The 17,801-nt window shown below is 60.7% G+C and carries 15 protein-coding genes; 7 read left to right on the top strand and 8 right to left on the bottom strand.

The genetic code is table 11. The features are described 5' to 3' along the window. Positions 1-4: 4 nt before the first annotated feature. The 5 genes from R3F72_RS09030 to rpiB all read right to left on the bottom strand — a co-directional run bounded on the left by R3F72_RS09030 (position 5) and on the right by rpiB (position 5,279). Complete coding sequence (locus tag R3F72_RS09030; protein WP_332779482.1) at positions 5-754, bottom strand: substrate-binding domain-containing protein; 750 nt, start codon at positions 752-754, stop codon at positions 5-7. A gap of 81 nt (positions 755-835) precedes the next feature. Beyond that, positions 836-1,795: an ABC transporter permease gene (locus R3F72_RS09025; protein WP_332779481.1), complete on the bottom strand. Its 960-nt coding sequence runs from the start codon at positions 1,793-1,795 to the stop codon at positions 836-838. After that, on the bottom strand, positions 1,785-3,284 hold the full coding sequence (locus R3F72_RS09020; protein ID WP_332779480.1) for a sugar ABC transporter ATP-binding protein: 1,500 nt from the start codon (positions 3,282-3,284) through the stop codon (positions 1,785-1,787). The genes R3F72_RS09025 and R3F72_RS09020 overlap by 11 nt, the downstream gene beginning before the upstream one ends. 136 nt (positions 3,285-3,420) lie before the next feature. Beyond that, positions 3,421-4,386: a substrate-binding domain-containing protein gene (locus R3F72_RS09015; protein WP_087720191.1), complete on the bottom strand. Its 966-nt coding sequence runs from the start codon at positions 4,384-4,386 to the stop codon at positions 3,421-3,423. 431 nt (positions 4,387-4,817) lie between these two features. Beyond that, positions 4,818-5,279 carry a ribose 5-phosphate isomerase B gene (gene rpiB, locus R3F72_RS09010; protein ID WP_071231436.1) on the bottom strand — a complete coding sequence of 154 codons (462 nt, stop codon included), beginning with the start codon at positions 5,277-5,279 and terminating at the stop codon, positions 4,818-4,820. Between the two features lie 346 nt (positions 5,280-5,625). On the opposite strand from rpiB, the gene R3F72_RS09005 reads away from it, so the two are divergent. The 3 genes from R3F72_RS09005 to tkt all read left to right on the top strand — a co-directional run bounded on the left by R3F72_RS09005 (position 5,626) and on the right by tkt (position 10,256). Beyond that, the gene (locus R3F72_RS09005; RefSeq protein WP_332779479.1) at positions 5,626-7,350 is read left to right on the top strand and encodes a dihydroxyacetone kinase family protein; all 1,725 of its coding nucleotides are present in this window, start codon (positions 5,626-5,628) and stop codon (positions 7,348-7,350) included. A 69-nt stretch (positions 7,351-7,419) separates the two neighbouring features. Then, positions 7,420-8,187 (top strand): triose-phosphate isomerase family protein, encoded by a 768-nt coding sequence (locus tag R3F72_RS09000; RefSeq protein ID WP_332779478.1) that lies wholly within the window; start codon positions 7,420-7,422, stop codon positions 8,185-8,187. A 74-nt stretch (positions 8,188-8,261) separates the two neighbouring features. Then, a complete protein-coding gene (gene tkt / locus R3F72_RS08995) occupies positions 8,262-10,256 on the top strand; it encodes a transketolase (RefSeq protein ID WP_332779477.1) in 1,995 nt (664 codons plus the stop codon). Between the two features lie 472 nt (positions 10,257-10,728). On the opposite strand, the gene iolB is transcribed toward tkt, so the two are convergent. Genes iolB through R3F72_RS08980 form a run of 3 tightly spaced genes read right to left on the bottom strand, consistent with a single transcriptional unit; the run spans position 10,729 to position 13,464 of the window. After that, the gene (gene iolB, locus R3F72_RS08990) at positions 10,729-11,532 is read right to left on the bottom strand and encodes a 5-deoxy-glucuronate isomerase (protein WP_087720187.1); all 804 of its coding nucleotides are present in this window, start codon (positions 11,530-11,532) and stop codon (positions 10,729-10,731) included. A 28-nt stretch (positions 11,533-11,560) separates the two neighbouring features. Continuing rightward, entirely contained in the window at positions 11,561-12,556 is a 996-nt protein-coding gene (gene iolG / locus R3F72_RS08985; protein WP_040244634.1) for an inositol 2-dehydrogenase, read from the bottom strand. A 44-nt stretch (positions 12,557-12,600) separates the two neighbouring features. Further along, positions 12,601-13,464 (bottom strand): MurR/RpiR family transcriptional regulator, encoded by an 864-nt coding sequence (locus tag R3F72_RS08980; RefSeq protein WP_040244945.1) that lies wholly within the window; start codon positions 13,462-13,464, stop codon positions 12,601-12,603. Between the two features lie 204 nt (positions 13,465-13,668). On the opposite strand from R3F72_RS08980, the gene R3F72_RS08975 reads away from it, so the two are divergent. From R3F72_RS08975 to R3F72_RS08960, 4 genes are read left to right on the top strand one after another with little or no spacing between them, the layout of a single operon-like run. Then, positions 13,669-14,616, top strand: a complete 948-nt coding sequence (locus R3F72_RS08975) for a sugar ABC transporter substrate-binding protein (protein WP_040244636.1) — start codon at positions 13,669-13,671, stop codon at positions 14,614-14,616. A 54-nt stretch (positions 14,617-14,670) separates the two neighbouring features. Next, positions 14,671-15,801: an ABC transporter permease gene (locus R3F72_RS08970; protein WP_040244638.1), complete on the top strand. Its 1,131-nt coding sequence runs from the start codon at positions 14,671-14,673 to the stop codon at positions 15,799-15,801. A gap of 1 nt (position 15,802) precedes the next feature. Further along, positions 15,803-16,621, top strand: a complete 819-nt coding sequence (locus R3F72_RS08965) for an ATP-binding cassette domain-containing protein (RefSeq protein WP_040244639.1) — start codon at positions 15,803-15,805, stop codon at positions 16,619-16,621. Between the two features lie 38 nt (positions 16,622-16,659). Beyond that, the gene (locus tag R3F72_RS08960; protein WP_040244640.1) at positions 16,660-17,790 is read left to right on the top strand and encodes a Gfo/Idh/MocA family protein; all 1,131 of its coding nucleotides are present in this window, start codon (positions 16,660-16,662) and stop codon (positions 17,788-17,790) included. Positions 17,791-17,801: the final 11 nt, after the last annotated feature.

Raw genomic sequence — 17,801 nt, 5'->3', positions numbered from 1 at the left:
CACTTTACCCCTCTTTCAATGCTTGACCGATACCAATAGGACCGGACGCTTCGGAGACAACCCAGCCATCAAGATCGGGATGTGCCTGCATGATTGTCGCCGCCTGGTTCTGGGCCTGTACGATACTGTCATTGTTGATACCCGTAGCGACGACCTCAATATCGGGATATTCGGAGAATACGGCTTGGTGGCAACGCACACGGATAGCATGATTGGGCGCGGTTGGCGTTCCCATCATGATCGCGACCTGCCCCTCTTCTCCTAACAGTTCAACCAGTCGTCGCGACGCGATCTGAGCCTGCTCGCAAAAATCGTTGCCAACGCTGCTGACCTCAAGCCCCTCCGGTGCCGGCGAGTCGAAGATCACTACTTTGATTCCCTGATCAAGTGCTTCCTGCAGAATGGCACGATTGGCGTTGGCATCCAGGGGGTCGACAGCGATGCCATCCGGCCGAGTGGCGATGGCCTGTTCGAGTATCTGATTCTGGATAGCCACCTGCGACTCCTGGGGCGCGCTATAGACGATTTCCACCTCGGCGCCGCTCTGCGCCTCGATCATCCGCGCCGCCTGTTCTGCGCCAGCGTTCACGCTATCAAACCAAGGCGCTACGGCTTTAGGGACGATCACGAAGCGGTAATGATCCTTGCCGTCAAAATTCTGGTCTAGCGTCTGTGCTTCTACCTGCACCGTTGCAAGCGCCACGGCGCCAGCGACCGCTCCCAGCAACACTTTTTGGTAGCGCTTCGTGCTCAACCACTCATTTCTTCTTTGCATTTTCAATTGCCTCGCCTGTCATCGCTCCGATGAATCGATTCTTTCCACCTGTAGCCCCTTTCAATCCCGCTTGAAATAGCGCCGCGAGATGGAATCGAGCGCGATGGCTACTACCACGATCGCGCCACTGACCATCGACTGCCAGTAAGGCGAGATGCCGAGCAATACGATGATGTTCTCGATGATGCCGATGATCGCGGCACCGAAGATGGCACCCAGAGGCGTACCGATCCCGCCGGTGGTAGGCACCCCGCCAATGACCGAGGCAGCGATCGGCCCCAGCACCCAGGAGTCGCCGATGGAGGGTTGCGCCGACCCCAATCGGGCGACCATCAGCATCCCCGCAAGGGCAGCGAGAAAGCCAGCGAAGGCGAACACGCCCACGCGCACGCGGTCGGTGCGGATACCGAGCATCTTGGCCGCCGAGAGGTTGCTGCCCACCGCATACATGTAACGCCCGAATGGCGTCTTCAGCGTAATGAAGCAAGCCACGGCGAGAAATACCAGCATGACCCAGAAAGGGATCGGCAGGCCGAGCCATTTTCCGCTTCCAAGAAATCCGATATCGGCCGGTATGCCGGTAATCGCGACGCCCTTGGTGATGACCAGATTGAGACCGCCGTAGACTCCGGCCATCCCGATCGTCAGCACCAGAGATGGCAGACGAAGCAGCGTCACCAGCAAACCGTTAATCAGCCCAAATATGGCACCGATGACCAGACACAGCGCAAATGCCAACCAAGGATCGAGCCCCATTTTCACCATCAGAATGCCACCGATGACCCCGCAGAAGCCGCCGATGGCACCGAGCGACAGATCCAGCTCGCCGAGGATCATCAACATCGACTGGGCGATGGTAATGATGCCGATGAACGCCAGCGCCCGGGCGATGATCACCAGGTTGTAGCTATTGAGAAAGTTCTCCGACAGCAACGAGGCGACGACCACGATGATCGCCAGCACGCTGACGACGCCGCTGAGCGGATTGCTGACCATGAATCCCATTGCCTTACGCAGCATGCCCGTCTCCTTCATGACCATGGATGGCGCCGACGAGGGCGTTGCCGCTGGCCTGGTCGATATGAAATTCACCACTGACTCGTCCTTCGTACATGGTGATGATGCGATTGGCGCAGCGTTGGAGTTCATCCATTTCCGACGACACCAGGATGATCCCGACGCCGCGCTCGGCCAGTTCTTTCATCAGCCGATAGATCTCCATCTTGGTGCGGATGTCGATCCCCTTGGTGGGCTCGTCGAAGATCAATACCCGAGGATCGCAGGCCATGGCACGTCCGATGATGGCTTTCTGCTGGTTTCCTCCCGAAAGGAACGCGATGTTCTTGTTCATGGTGGGCGTCTTGATGTCGTAATCGTTCACGATCGATGCCACCCGCTCGCGCTCGCGTCGCGCATCGATCATGCCGCCACGCGCAGTACCGCCAAACAGCGCCATGCCGATATTGCGACGCACGCTCTGCCCCGGAAAGATCCCGTGATACTTGCGCTCCTCGGAAAGATAAAAGAGCCCGTTTCGGATGGAATAATGCGTGTCTCCCAGCCGCCACTCCTGCCCCTGAACCTGCACCATTCCGGCACGCGCCGGGAGGTAACCGAACAGCGTCTGCATCACCTCGGAACGGCCGGCGCCGACCAACCCGGCGAACCCCAGGATTTCGCCTCGGCGCAGCGAGAAGGAGACATCCTCGAATCCTTTGCCACTCAATCCTTCGGCCTGAAGGATGACCTCTCCGCTGCCTCCTTCCGGCTGCAGGCGGGCATCGGTCTTGACCTCCTGACCGGACATCAGCTCGACTAGCTGGCGATGGTCCAGTTTGGATGCTGGCTGCGTGTCGATCTTGCGCCCGTTGCGCAGCACGCTGATGGTGTCGCTGATGGAGAACATCTCGTCGAACTTGTGCGAGATGAACACCACCCCGCATCCCGACGCCACCACGTCGCGTACGACGCGAAAGACACGCTCCACTTCGGTTTCCGTCAACGACGAGGTCGGCTCGTCGAGAATCAGAATCTTCATCGACTCGTTGGTGCAGGCGCGCGCGATCTGCAACAGCTGCTGATCGGAGATCGAGATATGTCGAACCTTGTCTCCCGGCTGTGCGGCAATCTTGAAACGCTCGATCCACGGTCTGGCGGCCTGCTCGAGCGCTCGCCGCCGAAACAGCAAGCCGCCGTGGTGGGAGCGCGAAAAGGGCATGAACAGATTCTCGGCAACGGTCAGGTTGCCGAACAGATTGATCTCCTGGGGCACGTACGCAATGGTCTTGTAGAGAGAGGCGTGATGCGCGGCATCCTGGCCATCGATCATGACCCGCCCCTGAGACGGTCTCTCGGTACCGGTCAGCATCTTGACCAGAGTCGACTTGCCAGCGCCATTTTCACCCGCCAGCGTGTGGACCTTACCCATCTCGATTTCGAGCACGATGTCGTCCAGCGCCTTGACCCCGGGGTACATCTTGCTGACATGGTCGACGTGAAGATACGCCATTGCCGCCCTCCTGCTGATACATCTACCTGGTACCGATACATCCATCTGATACCGATACATCTACCGGACACCGGTACATTCAGCCGGCCGCTTCCGTACGCGGCACCTCTGCCGCAGCCAGAAGCGGCTCGCGATATCACTCCATGAATGAATCGACGTTATCGGGCGTGATCATGACGTTGCCGGTATCGATGTGATTAGGCGTGATCGCCCCCGTGGCCAACTGCCACATGTTGATCACCGACCAGTAGCCCTGCATGGTGGGCCGTGAAGCGGACGACGAATCCGCCACCCCTTCCTTGATCAGTACCAGCATCTGGCTGAGATCATCGAGGCCCACCAACTGGACCTTGCCGACCTTGTCGGCCTCCTTGATCGCTTGACCAATCCCCACCGGCCCCGCCGCGTCGGAGGCGACCCAGCCGTCCAGGTCGGGATTGGCCTGCATGATGGCGGAGGCCTGCTGCTGCGCCGTGTTGATGTCATCGTTGTCGACACCGGTCGCAACGACCTCGATACCGTCGTGCGAATCGAAGACCGCCTGTGCGCAACGGGCGCGCTCGGCGTGGTTGGGGGCCGTGGGCACGCCCATCATGATCGCCACCTGACCTTCACCATCCAGCAACTCGACCAGGCGATTGGCCGCCATTTCCGCCTGCTCGCAGAAGTCGCTGCCGATCGTCGTCAGATTCATTCCTTCAGGATTGATCGAATCGAACAGCGTGACCGGGATTCCCTGCTCCTGCGCTTCCTGCAGCACCGTGCGGTTACCGCTGGGATCGAGCAGGTCGACGATGATGCCGTCAGGGCGGGTCGAGATGGCGCGTTCGATGATTTCGTTCTGCTGGGCGACGTTGGCGCTCTGTGGCGCCGAGTACTGAATGTCGACCTCGGAGCCGGTCTGTGCCTCGATGGCCGCCGCGGCCTGCTGGGCGCCCTGGTTGACCTTGTCGAACCAGGGATGCACCACCTTGGGCACCAGGACAAATCGATAGCTATCGGCTTTTCCTGTGCCCGGCCCCTCGGCCTGGGCCGCGGATACCATCATGGCGGATGACAGTACGCTGAATGCCAGCACGACGCCGGCTCTGACGATTTTCATGGAGACGCCTCCTCGAGTGATGATCCCTTTGCTTATGCAGCACATGAATCCATGAAGATCATATGCTCAATGCATTTCAGCGATCATTTACGGTCTTTAGCGCCGACCAAGCAATCTAGACTTTGGGAGGATAAGGCAAAAACTTACTGTTTTTTCTATTGAAAATGACAATCAACGCAACATGAATTTATCCATAACCGCAAACGCACGCGATGATCAAAAGACCTGCAATGTCATCAAATGAACATTCCCCGTAACGAACAGCGAGCGCCACTCCTCCCACCTAACCCCATTTCTCGATGACCACCCATGCCGACACGCCACCACGAGCGAGGCGACACCGGGCAACCACGCAAAAAAATGCACGACATGCCCAGCTACGGCATGTCGTGCGATCCTTTCTTAAGGACAGACTTTCGAGGTCCGGCCGATCAGCGATGGTCGCGCTCGTAAGCCTCGATCCGATCCACCTTCGGCTGTGACCGCCCGCCTGGGTCGAACTCGCTGCTCAGGAACGTCTCGGCAATCGTCTTGGCCAGCTCGATGCCGATCACACGCGCGCCCATGGTGACGATCTGCGCATCGTTACTCTTGCGCGCCCGCTCCGCCGAGTAGGTGTCGTGCGCCTGGGCCGCTCGGATGCCCGGCACCTTGTTGGCCGAGATCGCCACGCCGATGCCCGTTCCACACATCAGGATGCCGCGGTCGAAACGCCCGTCGGCAATGGCTTGCGCCACTTCGAAGGCGATATCCGGATAGAGAACCGGCTGCGCGTCGTGGGTCCCGAAGTCCTCGACTTCGTGCCCCAGCGACCTGACATGCTCGATCATCGCCTGCTTCATCTCGTAGGCCGCTTCATCACACCCCAGCGCTACCCGCCATTTCTGAGCCATTGCTCGCCTCCTGTTCAGTCGACGACGACATCATAGACCCACTCCGCTCATATGAACAAATTTTATTCATATGCTCATTTCGGCGGCATGAAAAGCGGTCGAAAAGGTGCCAAAGGCTGTAATAGCGAGCGGTATCGCGGCTTCCCGGATGCATCGACACTAGCGAAAAGAGCGCCCTCATCCCCACCAAAGTCGCATATCGTCGCCTTCTGGCGTCGCTATGATGGTCGACATACCGCACACAAACCAAATGTGCATCAAAGGATCAAATACTCAATAGCTGAAAAGTCGAAGCACAGCGGGACTTTCCAGCGCGGCATTTACCCAACCTGTGGGAGCGTCGGTCATGACACGCCTTTACAACGACCCAGTGAATTTCGTCGACGAAGCGACCGAAGGCTTCGTCGCGGCGCACGCGCAGCGCGTCTGCCAGGTTCCTGGCGGCGTCATTCGCAGTACACGCAGCAAGCCGGGCACCGTGGCAGTCGTGATCGGTGGCGGATCGGGACACTACCCCGCCTTCGCCGGGCTGGTCGGCCAGGGCCTGGCCCACGGCGCGGTGATGGGCAACCTGTTCGCCTCGCCGTCGGCGCAGCAGGTCTACAACGTCTGCAAGGCAGCCAACAACGGCGCCGGGGTTCTGCTCAGTTTCGGCAACTACGCCGGTGACGTTCTGCACTTCGGCCAGGCGCGGGAACGCCTGATTCGTGAAGGCATCCCCTGCGAGATCGTCGCCGTCATCGACGATGTTTCCAGCGCTACTCAGGACGAGATTCACAAGCGCCGCGGAATCGCCGGTGATCTGACCGTGTTCAAGGTCGCGGCGGCAGCGGCCGAGGCCGGTTATTCCCTTGAGGAGGTCGTTCGCGTCTCGCGCGCAGCCAACTTCCGCACGCGCTCGATGGGAGTGGCCTTCGATGGCTGTACGCTGCCGGGGGCGAAGGATGCACTGTTCCACGTGCCAGCGGGCAAGATGGCGGTCGGGCTGGGCATCCACGGCGAGCCGGGCATCAGCGAACAGGACGTGCCCACCGCCGATGCGCTGGCGGAACTGCTCGTTTCTCACCTGATGGAAGAGATTCCCGATGGTATCGGCAGTGTAAAAGGCGCTAGAGCCTCGGTACTGCTCAATGGTCTGGGGTCGATCAAGTACGAAGAGCTGTTCGTGGTCTATCGTCGGGTCCACCAGTTGCTGAGTGCAGCCGGGCTGGAGATCGTCGAGCCGGAAGTGGGCGAGCTGGTGACCAGTCTCGACATGGCCGGCGCCTCGCTGACCCTGTTCTGGCTCGATGAGGAGCTGGAACGGCTGTGGAAAGCGCCGGCGGATGCCCCGGCCTATCGCAAGGGCAGTCTCGAAGCCGCGCCACCGATCGATGCTTCCGAGCTGGACATCCCCGATGCCGATGCCATCCCGCCGGCGAGCGAGGAATCGATCGCCGCCGCCCGCTGCCTTTACCAGGCCTTGAGCGCCACGCGCAAGCTCATCGACCAGAAGGCCGAGGAGCTGGGCCGACTCGATGCCATCGCCGGAGACGGTGATCACGGCATCGGCATGCAGCGCGGCGCCGTCGCGGCCGAACTGGCCGCAGAAGACGCCGTCAGCCGCAACGCTGGCGCCGGCACTCTGCTACGCTTGGCGGCAGAAGCCTGGGCGGATCGCGCGGGCGGTACCTCCGGCGCCATCTGGGGTGTCATGCTCAGCGCCCTGAGCGTGGCGCTCGGCGATGAAGACGAGCCGACCCCCGCGCGCTATGCACAGGGGATCACCAAGGCCAGGGAAGATGTCATGACGTTCGGCAAGGCCAGGCTCGGCGACAAGACGCTGGTCGATGCGCTGGTACCGTTCAGCGAGACGCTCGAACGGGCCGTCGCTGCCGGCGACGATTTCCCGCAGGCGTGGCGCAAGGCGGTCGATGCCTCGGCCTCCGCAGCCCAGGCCACGGCCGACATGAAGCCGAAGATGGGCCGCGCTCGGCCGCTGGCCGAGAAGAGTCTCGGCACGCCCGATCCAGGGGCGATCTCGCTGTCCCTGATCGTCGGCGCCATTCAGCCCGTCGTCGATCGGCGATGAACGAGACGCCAGCGCACCGGGCGGCGACGAACCGATCAGAGAAGAATCAGGGAGCGACTCGAGAACCACATGGCACAACCTCCGATCACGCTGGGCATCAGCTTCAAGATGTATTTCGGTTATGCCCAGACGCTGACCTGGTGCCGCCAGGTCGCCGACAACCTTTCTCGCCACCCGGCCGTTCAGGACGGCCGGGTGGCGCTGTTCGTGCTGCCCAGCTTCCCCGCCCTGCCCCCGGTCCTCGAATGTTTTGCCGGTACGCCCGTCGGTGTCGGCGGCCAAAACCTGTATCAGTCGCCGCACGGTGCTTATACTGGCGAGGTGAGCGGGGCGATGCTGGCCGAAATGGGATGCCGCTACGTCGAGATCGGCCACGCCGAACGGCGACGCCTGTTCGGGGAAGATGCCGATATCGTCGCCGCCAAGACCCAGGTGGCCCTGGCGCATGACTTGATACCGGTGCTCTGCATCGGCGAGTCTGAGCGTGGCGATCCGCTGGATGCCATTGCCGACTGCCGCGAGCAGATCGATTCGGCACTATCATTGGCGACGCCCGCCCAGCGGTCACAGCCACTGGTGATCGCCTACGAGCCTCACTGGGCCATCGGTGCCGCGGAACCGGCATCGCTTGCGCACATTGCGACAGTCTGCCAAGGATTGCGCGAGCATCTGGCCGCGCATCCTTCAGCCAGCATGATCTATGGCGGCAGTGCCGGCCCCGACCTGTTGACTCGGCTGGCAGGACAGGTCGACGGGCTGTTTCTGGGGCGGTTCGCACATGATCCAGCCGCATTCGAGGCGATCGTGAACGAAGCCTCGCTGCTTGCGTCGAATTGAGCGCCAGATCGCGTCTCGCTTCGTCATCCATTTACGACCATCATTCATTGACAATCCAGGGGATCCGAAAGCCAATGCCATCTCGTCGTCAGCTAGCCAACGCTATCCGTGCGCTTTCCATGGACGCCGTGCAGAAGGCCAATTCCGGCCATCCCGGCATGCCGATGGGCATGGCCGATATCGCGGAAGTCCTGTGGAACGACCATCTCAAGCACAACCCGGCCAACCCGGACTGGGAAGATCGCGACCGTTTCATTCTCTCCAACGGTCACGGCTCGATGCTGCACTATTCGCTGCTTCATCTGACCGGCTACGACCTGCCGATGAAGGAACTCGAAAACTTCCGCCAGCTGGGCTCGAAGACGCCCGGCCACCCAGAGCACGGTTACACCCGCGGCATCGAGACCACCACCGGCCCGCTCGGCCAGGGTCTGGCCAACGGCGTCGGCATGGCCATCGCCGAACGCACGCTGGCCGCGCAGTTCAACCGTGACGGTCACGAAATCGTCGATCACCGCGTGTGGGTCTTCGCCGGCGACGGCTGCCTGATGGAAGGCATCAGCCACGAGGCGTGCTCGCTGGCCGGTACGCTCGGCCTGGGCAACCTGGTCGTGTTCTACGATGACAACGGCATCTCGATCGACGGTGAAGTTGAAGGCTGGTTCACCGACGATACCGGCAAGCGCTTCGAGGCCTACCACTGGCACGTGATCCGTGATGTCGATGGCCACGACGCCGAGCAGATCAACAAGGCGATCGAGGAAGCCAAGCGCGTTACCGACAAGCCCACGCTGATCATCTGCAAGACCGTGATCGGCTTCGGCTCGCCCAACAAGGCCGGCAAGGAAGAGAGCCACGGTGCCGCTCTGGGTGAAGACGAAGTCGCGGCCGCGCGCAAGGAACTGGGCTGGGAACACCCCGCGTTCCAGATCCCCGACGAGTACTACCAGGCGTGGGACGCCCGCGACAAGGGCCGCAAGCTCGAAGCGGAATACGACGAGAAGCTGGCCGCCTATGAAAAGGCGCATCCGGAACTCGCCAAGGAGCTCAAGCGCCGCTACAACGGTGAACTGCCGGCCGGCTTCGACGGTGATGCCCTGATCAAGGCCGCTCAGGAAAAATCCGAGACCACCGCTTCCCGCAAAGCCTCGCTGGGCGTGCTCAACGAGCTGGGGCCGAACCTGCCCGAACTGTTCGGCGGCAGTGCCGATCTGGCGCCCTCCAACCTGACGCTGTGGAAAGGCGCCAAGGCGATCACCAAGGAAGACTTCAACGGCGGCTACCTGCACTACGGCGTGCGCGAATTCGGCATGGGCGCGATCGCCAACGGTATCGCGACCCACGGCGGCTTCATTCCCTATGACGCCACCTTCCTGGTCTTCATGGAGTACATGCACAACGCCGTGCGCATGTCCTCGCTGTCGCACACCCGCATCATCCACGTCTTCACCCACGACTCCATCGGTCTGGGCGAAGATGGCCCCACGCACCAGCCGGTCGAACAGCTGGCCGACCTGCGCAACCTGCCGGGTCTGGCGACCTGGCGCCCGTGCGATGCCACCGAAACCACCGCGGCCTGGGTCGAGGGCCTGAAGCGCGAGACCGGGCCGACCGCGCTGATCTTCTCGCGTCAGGATCTGCCGGCGCAGTCGCGTGACGAGGCGCAGCTGACGAACATCCGCCGCGGCGGCTACGTACTGAAGGATGCCGAGGGCGGCAAGCCGGAGCTGATCCTGATCGCCACCGGCTCCGAAGTCGGCCTGGCGATGGATGCCGCCAAGACGCTTGAAGGCAAGGGCAAGAAGGTTCGCGTGGTCTCCATGCCGTGCACCAGCGCCTTCGACGAGCAGGACGAGAGCTATCGCGAGTCCGTGCTGCCGCGCTCGGTACGCGCACGGCTGGCGGTGGAAGCGGCGATTCCGTCGACCTGGTACAAGTACGTCGGTCTCGACGGCGACGTCGTCGGCATGACGACCTACGGCGAATCAGGCAAGGCCGGCGATCTGTTCAAGCACTTCGGCTTCACTGTCGACAACGTCGTCGCTCGTGCCGAGAAGCTGCTGGGTTGATCGCCCACGCGGCATAGCCTCAAATCGAACGCCCGGCCTCTTGGCCTAATGCCAGTCAGTTAGCACTGACTGGCATTTCTTTTAGTCGGGTACTTCCTCAGTCTGGACCTGATCGATCGGGGATACGATCATTCTGGCCGCTCTGGCAGGAGGAAGTTCAAGGTGATCGCCTGAATGACGCTGAGGACGCCCCCCGATGAAACCCAAAGGCAGTACCGTCAACTCCTTGATGATCCAGTGAACGGCTTGATGAAACTGAGCTGGTTCGGGTGCATAGTGCCGAGGCTACAGGCCGTATGTGCCACCTGAAAATGGACTAGGTTATAGGCCCCCTCAGGGCTCCTCTTCTGGCACACCACATGCGTACTTAAGGTAGCTCGCGTTTTTCTGAGCTTTCGGACAGCCAACGAAAAAACCCGACGCGGCGGGAAAGAAAATGTCGTCACGGAGCGCGACGACGAGCAGGACACGTTTACTGCTTGACGATCCAATCGTGGGCAGGATCGTTCTGGAATTTCCACTCCCGCTTCGGCCCGGCCATGACATTGAGGTAGTAGAGTTCGTAGCCATGCGCCGCTCCCACCGGATGATAACCGCATGGCACCATCACGCAGTCACCGTTTTCCACCGCCATGGTTTCGTCTAGCGAACGGTCATCAGTATAGACCCGCTGGAAGGCGAATCCCTGGGATGGATTCAGACGATGGTAATAGGTTTCCTCGAGAATCGACTCGTTGGGCAAGTTGTCTACGTCGTGCTTGTGCGGCGGGTAGCTTGACCAGTTACCAGACGGTGTATAAACCTCGATCACCAGCAGGCTATCGGCCGGTTCTGTCTCAGGTAGAATATCCTGAATATGGCGCGTATTGCTGCCGGCGCCGCGCGTGGCGCGCTTGACGTCGCTGGGGGCGATCAGACGAGCCTCATGGTTGCCATATCCCGGGGCGCTGCACACGGCGATCTCCAGGTCGGTGGTCGCCTCGATACTGTAGCTCACGCCGTCGGGCAGGTAGACGGCATAGGGCGGGATCTTCTCGAAGATGTCCATCCGTTCGCCGATGTCCTCCCAGCGGTGCTCGCCACTGGTCACGGTGGCGCGGCCGGAAAGCAGTACCAGGCAGTGCTCGCGGCCGCCGGTATTGGCTTCGACGCGCTGGTCCTTGGCCAGTTGATGGACGCGGAAGCCGACATGCTCCCAGCCGGCAGATTCAGGGGTAACCTCAAGCACCTTGCCCTGAGTATCGGGTTCGTGGGGACGTACCAGAAGTGATGCCATTATTGCTCTCCTGTCCTGTTCGATGTCATCAGTGAATGTCGTCCAGTGCGATCCGGCGACCTTCATGCAATGAACGCTCGGCGGCCTCGGCGAGGCGCAGCGCCTCGAGCCCATCCTGGGCACCGGCCAGCGGCGCGCTCCGCTCGCGCCAGGCGCGCACGAAATCGTCTATCTCGATGCGGTAGGCCGTCGCGTAACGTTCCAGGAAGAACCAGTGGGGTTTTTCCTCGACCTGGCCGGGCTCTCCGGTAAACCGCAGGCGGGTATCGCTCTCATTTTGTACCTGGAGCATGCCGGCGCTGCCAAAAGCCTCAACACGCTGGTCATAGCCGTAGCAGGCGCGACGTGAATTACTGATGTGGCAGAGCCGGCCACTAGCGGTAGTCAGAGTGACCATCGCCGTATCAATATCGCCGGCTTCGCCGATAGCGGGGTCGATCAGGCAACTGCCAGTCGCCTGTACATAGGTAATGGGCTCGTCGACTAGCCAGCGCACCATATCGAAATCATGAATCATCATGTCGCGGAACAGGCCGCCTGAGGCCAACACATACTCGGCGGGCGGCGGCGCGGGATCGCGGCTGATAATGCTCAGGGTCTCCAAGCTACCAATACGCCCTTCCACGACGGCCTTCTTCAGCGCAGCGAACTGTGGATCGTGGCGGCGATTAAAGCCCAGCGCACAGATTACCGGATGGGATTCCAATACCTGTAGCGCATCGCGAGTCCGGGCAAGATCCAGGGCGATGGGCTTTTCACAGAGAATGGCCTTGCCAGCGCGTGCTGCCTGCTCGAGATAATCAGCGTGGGTGGGCGTACTCGAAGCGATTAGCACGGCATCGATGTTGGCCTCCTCGAAGACGGCGTCGGTGCTCAGTATACGGGCCCCATACTGGGCCGCCAGTGCCTCGGCCGCTGGGGCATGGAAGTCGGCCACACCTACCAGGGTCACCTCGGGGTGGGCATCGATGGTTTGGGCGTGCACCTTGCCGATGCGTCCGGCGCCGATCAGGGCGAGTCTCATAAAGGTGTCCTCTTATTGTCTGTGAACTTCCGTGTATTGCTTGGTCATGCTTGCTGAGCATCGCCGTCTGTGGTAGGGCGATCCCTGGCCTTGTCCTGTCGAACACCCAAAGCAATGGCCAGTGTCTGGGTGAGGCACAGCGAGGCGGTCAGGCCGCGGAAGCTCTTTACTTCAGCCTCATGCACGACCAGCACCACATCGGCCAATCGTGCCAGCGGGCTCAGGGTCGAGTCGGTGATCACTACCAGCGGGATACCGCGCTCGCGGGCCGCGGCTGCCACGTCTCGGGACTCCTGGGCATAGGGCGAGAAGCTCACCACCAGAAGCGCATCCCCGGGGCCGATGGCGCGAACCTGCTCGCCGTACATTCCCCCCAGCCCGTTCACCAGAAAGACACGCTTGTCGATGTGGTGCAGCGCATAGGTCATGTAGCTGGCCACAATGAAGCTGCGGCGGGCTCCCATCACATGGATCGCGTCGGCGCGTTCGAAGATGTCCAACGCACGCTCCAGGCTACGCGGATCGATGCGTCCCGGCAGTTGCTCCAGTACCTCACGGTTAGCCTCGGCGAATTCCCATAGCAATTGGGTGCTGTCGGGGGTTTCACCGGTCGCCGTGCGTACCGCGCGAATTCGTTCGGTATAGTTGGGCAATTCGTCGACCAGCCGCGTACGGAACAGCTGTTGCATCTCGGAGAAACCGGAAAAATCGAAGCTGTTGGCGAAGCGGATCAGGGTCGAGGGCGTCACGTCCGCTTGCTCGGCAAGCCTTGCCACGGTGGCGAAGGCCACCTCCTGGGGATTATCGAGCAGGAAGCGCGCAGTCTGCTGGAGACGCCGGCTCAAGGTGGCGTACTCCTGTGTGATGCGGGTTTCCAGTTCGCTGAAATCTTGAGGCGTTTGATTCATGTTTCGATCTTCCTCGCCCTGGCTGGGCACGTTGAATCGAGCCTGTTGCATGCCTATAGTCTAGGTGAAATGGAATATCCATTTCATTTATACCAAAGTATAGAATGAATGATTTGTAAATCAAAGCAATAGAATCTATATTTCATCTTGGCAACGCGTTGCATATACCACAACCACATAACGACAATCACGAGGATTTTACCCATGGCACGTCTATCCCATTGGCTGCTGGCCTCGACCACCGCCGCAGCACTCATGGCCGGCACGGCACAGGCACAAGAGACACAAGAAGCAAACCGCTTCGTCATGGTGACCCATGGCGTTCCCTCCGATCCCTTCTGGTCCGTGGTAAAGAATGGCGCTGAGGCGGCGGCTGACCTCGTCGGCGCTGAGCTTGAGTACCGCGCGCCTTCCACCTTTGACATGGCCAAAATGCAGCAACTCGTCCAGGCGGCGGTGGCGTCTCAACCAGACGGTTTGATCCTCTCTTTCACCGACGAAAATGCCCTGGGCAGCGTTGTGCAAGATGCGGTTGATAACGGCATTCCAGTCATCACCATCAACTCTGGTGGTGATGTGGCGCGGGATTATGGCGCCCGTTTGCACATTGGGCAGAGTGAGTACGAGGCGGGTAAGCAGGCCGCCGAGCGTATGCAGGAAATGGGCGTTGAGAAAGGCGTTTGCGTCAACCATGAACAGGGTAACCAGGGCCTTGACCAGCGCTGTGATGGTTTTGTCGACGGCTTTGATGGCAATGCAGACCAGCTGGCGACCACTTACGACCCCACCAACATTCGCAATGCCATCGTGGCTTATCTCAACCAGAACAACGACGTTCGCGGTGTGTTAACGCTGGGTCCGTTGGCGGCAGATCCAATGATCCAGGCCATGCGTGAGCAAGGTGCTACCGACACATTCACTCTGGGTACCTTTGATCTCTCGCCAGGCATTCTAGAAGCGCTTGATGCGGGTGACCTAGATTTTGCGATCGACCAACAGCAGTACATGCAGGGTTACTTGCCCGTCATGTTCCTAGATCAGTTCGTCAAGAATGGCCTATTACCCGCAGGGGATGTTGCCACCGGCCCGGGGTTTGTCACTCAAGAAAACGCTGCGCAAGTTATTGAGCTGAGTAGCCAAGGCATCCGTTGATAACTACCTAATCGGAAAAGGCTCGACATCGCCGAGCCTTGGGAGTCGATCGCCATGAGTTCCAATGAAAATAACCAACCTGCTGCACCAGCAGCGGCTGATCAAGATGAGCGGATTCAGAAGGTCTCATTTTGGAAAAAAGCGCTCAATCGCCCTGAGCTGGGCGCACTAGCGGGTGCCGTGTTGGTGCTTGCCTTCTTTATCGCTGCTTCCAGCGGAACCGGGATGTTTACCCCCGCGGGTATTATTAATTTTCTTGAAGTCGCCGCTCAGCTCGGCATTATCGCCACGGCGGCTGCGCTGCTGATGATCGGCGGTGAGTTTGATCTCTCGATTGGCTCGATGATTGGCTTGGCGGGCATTCTGATTGCTATTCCTGCGGTGGAGTATGGCTGGCCGCTATGGGCCGCTATTTTATTAGCGTTCGCCTGTGCGGGCCTGGTGGGCTGGATTAACGGTAATCTGGTCAATAAAACGGGGTTGCCGTCGTTTATCGTTACCCTGGGTTTTCTTTTTATTCTGCGTGGCCTAGCGATTGGTGTCAGCCGGTTATTGACCGGACGTACTCAGGTGGGGGGCGTACAAGAGCATATCCCTGGTGACTGGTTCGCGGCGCTATTCTCCGGCGAGGTGGCCACGGGCCTGTTCAGTTGGATGGCGGCAAATGGCTGGATGGCGACCAATTTTGCGGGCAACCCCGTCGTCTCGGGCATTCCAGTCTCTATCGTCTGGTGGTTGGGCTTAACCGCCGTGGCAACCTGGGTGTTGCTATGTACGCCTTACGGTAACTGGATCTTCGCCAGCGGCGGCGACGCTAACGCTGCGCGCAATTCGGGCGTACCTGTCCATCGCGTCAAGATTTCACTATTCATGTTTACCGCTTTCTCCGCCACCATCTTTGCCTGCATTCAGGTCATGGACACCGGCTCGGCAGATACCATTCGCGGGTTACTCAAGGAACTCGAGGCAATCATTGCCGTGGTCATCGGTGGTGCCCTGCTCACCGGGGGCTATGGCTCAGCCATCGGAGCGGCGCTGGGCGCGCTCATCTTCGGCATGGTTCAAATGGGTATCTTCTACACCGGCGTCAACACCGACTGGTTCCAAGTTTTTATGGGAGTAATGCTGCTGGTCGCCGTGCTGTTCAACAACTTTATGCGCAAGAAGGCGATGGAGGCCAAGTGACATGAGCGAACGTACTCCCATGATCGAGATGCGCAACGTCAGCAAGCACTTCGGCAGCGTCATCGCCCTGAGCGACATCTCGATGCAAGTGTATTCCGGCGAAGTCATGTGCCTGCTGGGCGACAACGGCGCCGGCAAATCCACGTTGATCAAGACACTCTCGGGCGTGCACAAGCCGACCCACGGCCAGATGTTCGTCGACGGCCAGGAGATCCGCTTCAAGTCGCCCGCCTTCGCGCTAGATGCTGGGATCGCCACCGTCTTTCAAGACCTGGCGATGATTCCACTGATGTCCATTACCCGTAACTTCTTCATGGGCCGCGAGCCAACGGTCGGCTGGGGACCACTTAAGCGTGTTGACTGGAAATACGCAGACCGTATCGCGATGGAGGAAATGGCCAAGATCGGCATCGACGTGCGCGACCCAAGCCAGCCGGTGGGCACACTTTCCGGCGGTGAGCGTCAGTGTGTGGCCATCGCCCGGGCGGTCTACTTTGGCGCCAAGGTGCTGATTCTGGACGAGCCGACCTCGGCGCTGGGGGTCAAGCAGGCCTCGGTGGTGCTGCGCTATATCGCCAAAGCGCGGGCTGATGGCTTGTCGGTGATCTTCATCACCCACAACGTCCATCACGCTTTTCCGGTAGCCAATGCCTTCACTCTGCTGTCGCGCGGCGGCAGCTTGGGTACCTTCCGCAAGGAAGACGTCACGCGTGAGGAGGTACTCAACATGATGGCCGGTGGCGCCGAGCTGGAGAACCTTGATGCCGAACTGGCCGAGTTCCAGCGCAGCGACCAACAGAAGAAAAGTCAGGTTGCCTGAAACGATCCGTCCCCCTAACGTCTCTTGGAGCCAACGCCATGACCTCCTTCCATTTTGGACTGATAGGCACCGGCTACATGGGCAAGGCGCATGCCATTGCCCTGCACGCAGCGCCCCGGGTGTTTGACCTGTCCGCGACACCGATCTGTGAGCTGCTCGCCGAGGTCGACGAGACTCTGGCGACCCGCAAGGCCCGGGAGCTGGGATTCGCCCGCGCTACCGGCGACTGGCGAGTACTGGTAGCCGACCCTCGGGTCGACGTGGTGGACATCTGCGCGCCGAATTTCCTGCACAAGGAGATGGCGCTAGCGGCCATCGCCCAGGGCAAGCATGTGTACCTGGAGAAGCCCATGGCGCTGAATGATGCCGACGCCGTCGAGATGGTCGCGGCGGCTGAGCGCGCCGGCGTCAAGACACTGGTCGGCTTCAACTATGTGCGCAACCCAGCCAGCCAGCTGGCTCGGGAGATCATTGCCAGCGGCGAAATCGGCGAGGTGATCCACTTTCGTGGCCGCCACAACGAGGATTACCTGGCCGACCCGACCAAGCACCACGACTGGCATACCTTTCGTGAAACCGCGGGCGCCGGCGCCCTGGGTGACCTGGGTTCCCACATTCTCAACATGGCCGAGTACCTGACCGGACAGTCCATCACCCAGGTCTGCGGCCAGCTCCAGACCGTGATCACGGAACGCCCGATGGCGGATGGCAGCGGCATGCACCCGGTCGAGAACGATGACCATGCCCAGGCACTGCTGCGCTTCGACAGCGGCCTTATCGGCAGCATCGAGACCTCGCGCATCGCCTCAGGGCGCAAGTTGGGTCTCGCCTACACCGTCACCGGCACCAAGGGTGCCATCACCTTCGACCAGGAGCGCATGAGCGAGCTCAAGCTCTACCAGCAGGAGGGGCCACGCGGCCGGCGCGGGTTTCGCACTCTGCTGATCGGCCCGGAGCACCCGGACTACGCCGACTTCTGCCCGGCTCCGGGGCATGGGCTTGGCTACAACGACCAGAAGATTATCGAGATCCGTGACCTGATCGAGGGACTGGCCGGCCGCCAGCCGCTCTCTCCCGACTTCCGCCAGGCCAGGCGGGTCAATGCCCTGATCGATGCCATCGAGCGCTCGCATCACGATGGCGGCTGGATAGCGCTGGATGGCGCCTAACCCCTACGAGG

This window comes from Salinicola sp. 4072, from assembly GCF_036663415.1.
Taxonomy (GTDB): domain Bacteria; phylum Pseudomonadota; class Gammaproteobacteria; order Pseudomonadales; family Halomonadaceae; genus Salinicola; species Salinicola salarius_A.
This window is presented reverse-complemented; position numbering and strand designations above follow the sequence as displayed.

Bases quoted from the DNA above. Each gene is read 5' to 3' on its own strand.
- R3F72_RS08960 (WP_040244640.1), top strand. From the start codon at position 16,660: ATGACCTCCTTCCATTTTGGACTGATAGGCACCGGCTACATGGGCAAG.
- R3F72_RS08965 (WP_040244639.1), top strand. From the start codon at position 15,803: ATGAGCGAACGTACTCCCATGATCGAGATGCGCAACGTCAGCAAGCAC.
- R3F72_RS09020 (WP_332779480.1), bottom strand. From the start codon at position 3,284: ATGGCGTATCTTCACGTCGACCATGTCAGCAAGATGTACCCCGGGGTC.
- R3F72_RS08975 (WP_040244636.1), top strand. From the start codon at position 13,669: ATGGCACGTCTATCCCATTGGCTGCTGGCCTCGACCACCGCCGCAGCA.
- tkt (WP_332779477.1), top strand. From the start codon at position 8,262: ATGCCATCTCGTCGTCAGCTAGCCAACGCTATCCGTGCGCTTTCCATG.
- R3F72_RS09005 (WP_332779479.1), top strand. From the start codon at position 5,626: ATGACACGCCTTTACAACGACCCAGTGAATTTCGTCGACGAAGCGACC.
- R3F72_RS08980 (WP_040244945.1), bottom strand. From the start codon at position 13,464: ATGAATCAAACGCCTCAAGATTTCAGCGAACTGGAAACCCGCATCACA.
- rpiB (WP_071231436.1), bottom strand. From the start codon at position 5,279: ATGGCTCAGAAATGGCGGGTAGCGCTGGGGTGTGATGAAGCGGCCTAC.
- R3F72_RS09015 (WP_087720191.1), bottom strand. From the start codon at position 4,386: ATGAAAATCGTCAGAGCCGGCGTCGTGCTGGCATTCAGCGTACTGTCA.
- iolB (WP_087720187.1), bottom strand. From the start codon at position 11,532: ATGGCATCACTTCTGGTACGTCCCCACGAACCCGATACTCAGGGCAAG.
- R3F72_RS09000 (WP_332779478.1), top strand. From the start codon at position 7,420: ATGGCACAACCTCCGATCACGCTGGGCATCAGCTTCAAGATGTATTTC.
- R3F72_RS09025 (WP_332779481.1), bottom strand. From the start codon at position 1,795: ATGCTGCGTAAGGCAATGGGATTCATGGTCAGCAATCCGCTCAGCGGC.
- iolG (WP_040244634.1), bottom strand. From the start codon at position 12,556: ATGAGACTCGCCCTGATCGGCGCCGGACGCATCGGCAAGGTGCACGCC.
- R3F72_RS08970 (WP_040244638.1), top strand. From the start codon at position 14,671: ATGAGTTCCAATGAAAATAACCAACCTGCTGCACCAGCAGCGGCTGAT.